This window comes from Bacillus sp. SIMBA_005, from assembly GCF_046535585.1.
Lineage (GTDB): Bacteria > Bacillota > Bacilli > Bacillales > Bacillaceae > Bacillus > Bacillus pumilus.
The window spans coordinates 1-234 of sequence record NZ_JAWRWI010001215.1 but is presented as its reverse complement, the minus strand read 5'-3'; the positions used below and the strand labels follow the sequence as shown (position 1 = coordinate 234).

Below are 234 nucleotides of genomic sequence, written 5' to 3'. Positions count from 1 at the left end.
AGATACGGCCCACGCCACCGCGCATCAGCGTACCGCCGACGACGACAGCGGTAATGGCATGCAGTTCCCACATCATGCCGGTCTGGGCCGAGGTGGAGCCGAGACGCGGTACATAAAGCAGCACCGCAACAGCCACGCACAACCCTTGCACCATATAAGCAATAGTGCGCACCTTCTTGACCGAGATACCGGAATAGCGCGCCACATCTTCGTTGGAACCTGCCGCCAGCAAAT

Annotated in this window: 1 protein-coding gene; it reads right to left on the bottom strand. The window is 59.4% G+C overall.

All coding sequences use genetic code 11. The annotated features are described in order from the left end of the window. On the bottom strand, positions 1 to 234 hold a 234-nt coding region (locus SB660_RS23925), incomplete at both ends, for an ABC transporter permease (RefSeq protein WP_410585106.1).